We start from the raw sequence: 1,451 nt of genomic DNA on the forward strand, positions 1-1,451 counted from the left end.
AAGCCGTTTCCGGTCATGAGGGGATAACGCGGGCAAAGATTCTTCTAGCTTCTTAAGGTTTTCCCGCGCTTCTCTCGCGTCTATAGCGGTCGCTAGTAGGTCAGAAACGAAAGAATAGCGATTTTGGGGCTTTTCTGGCACGTCTCTAGGGTATCCGGCTTCTTCCAGGCTTTCATCTAGTTCTCGTAGGCTGTAAATGCCCGTAGGACGGTCAGAAAGCACCCGATACCAGTCGTATCCTGCGCCGTCCGTAAACGGGTTTCTAGAGAATCCGTGAGTGAAATGAGTATCTGCCCCGTAGTATGCATTTAAGCGCTCAGAAACGCCCTTTAATAGCCGTTTTGAGGGGGGCGTAGGTCGTCCGTGCGCGCTGTAAACGGTCTCAATCAGATAGATGATTTGAGCCTTTCCAGAAGCGCGATTAATACCCAGCACATAGGGGCACATGTCCCGCCCTACAGCGTCCATCAGTGACCGCCGTACGTCCTCATGTAGGGGCTGTAGCGTCCCTGGATAGCCCGTGATGTCAATGTCTACGACTATAACGCTTTGCACCCATGCGGACGTGAGCCGGATATACTCATCATTCTTCGCCCGTACCTGCTCATACGTACGGTAAAGCGGGCGGGAATTCCCACATTTCACGTCTCCATGTTGGCACGCGGTACCGCGCTCTTTTGTCCCGTCCTTTATGCGCTGATAGCACTCTGTGCAATATCTGCGGGGTAAATATCCGCTCGAAAATGTGCGGTCTGGTGCGACATGATACAGTTCTTTGCCGATATGAGCGTGTAAATAGTCCCTGTCCTCGGCGGTGAGGGGAACATAATCTATTCCGGCTGTGAGCAGGTCTGCCGGCGTGTAGCTGGATTTTAGAGTTAGGTTCACTGTAAAATATTCCTTGGTTTATGACCCCGCCAAGTCGAACTTATTTCCGTTTGTGCGACTTGTGCGGGGTTTGTTTTTATTACCGTCCCTCACTTTACCGCGAGATTATACGGCTCCGGCAGATATACACGCCTTGGTTTGGTGTGTAATGGTTATTGGTAGATGTTTGACCGGTGTCCGATTTTAACAGCGGTGATTAGTAGCTGTTCATCTTCAATCCGGCAGATGATGCGATAGCTCCCCACGCGATAGCGCCAAAAAGACCCCCAGTTACCAGTTAGAGCTTTACCACGAGAACGAGGGTCATCGAGCAGGCTAATTTGTAGTAGCTCGTTGTGGATACGTTTAGCTATCGGGGAATCAAGTTTCTTGAGCGTTTTAACCGCGCTCTCGGAAATCCTAATCTCCCAAGCCAAGCACCTCACCTACTTCAGCAAGATTATAAGTTTTCTCAGCACCCCTGGACACGCGCTGGTAGGTTTCTACAGCTTCGTAATAGTCCTCTAAGTCCTCTAGGTAGTTTTCTAGAGCTTCACGCACGTAAATAGAAGCAGGACGCTTAG

At 50.4% G+C, this 1,451-nt stretch carries 3 protein-coding genes; all 3 read right to left on the reverse strand.

Going from position 1 to position 1,451, the window contains the following annotated elements:
- Positions 1–888: replication initiation protein (locus G445_RS0108700; protein ID WP_022867132.1), on the reverse strand; the 888-nt coding region annotated here is incomplete at its 3' end.
- Between the two features lie 152 nt (positions 889–1,040).
- Positions 1,041–1,304: a type II toxin-antitoxin system RelE family toxin gene (locus G445_RS0108705; protein WP_022867133.1), complete on the reverse strand. Its 264-nt coding sequence runs from the start codon at positions 1,302–1,304 to the stop codon at positions 1,041–1,043.
- The gene (gene relB, locus G445_RS12120) at positions 1,288–1,428 is read right to left on the reverse strand and encodes a type II toxin-antitoxin system RelB family antitoxin (protein ID WP_456151101.1); all 141 of its coding nucleotides are present in this window, start codon (positions 1,426–1,428) and stop codon (positions 1,288–1,290) included. The genes G445_RS0108705 and relB overlap by 17 nt, the downstream gene beginning before the upstream one ends.
- Positions 1,429–1,451: the final 23 nt, after the last annotated feature.

Source organism: Actinotignum urinale DSM 15805 (assembly GCF_000420445.1).
GTDB classification, from domain to species: Bacteria; Actinomycetota; Actinomycetes; order Actinomycetales; family Actinomycetaceae; genus Actinotignum; species Actinotignum urinale.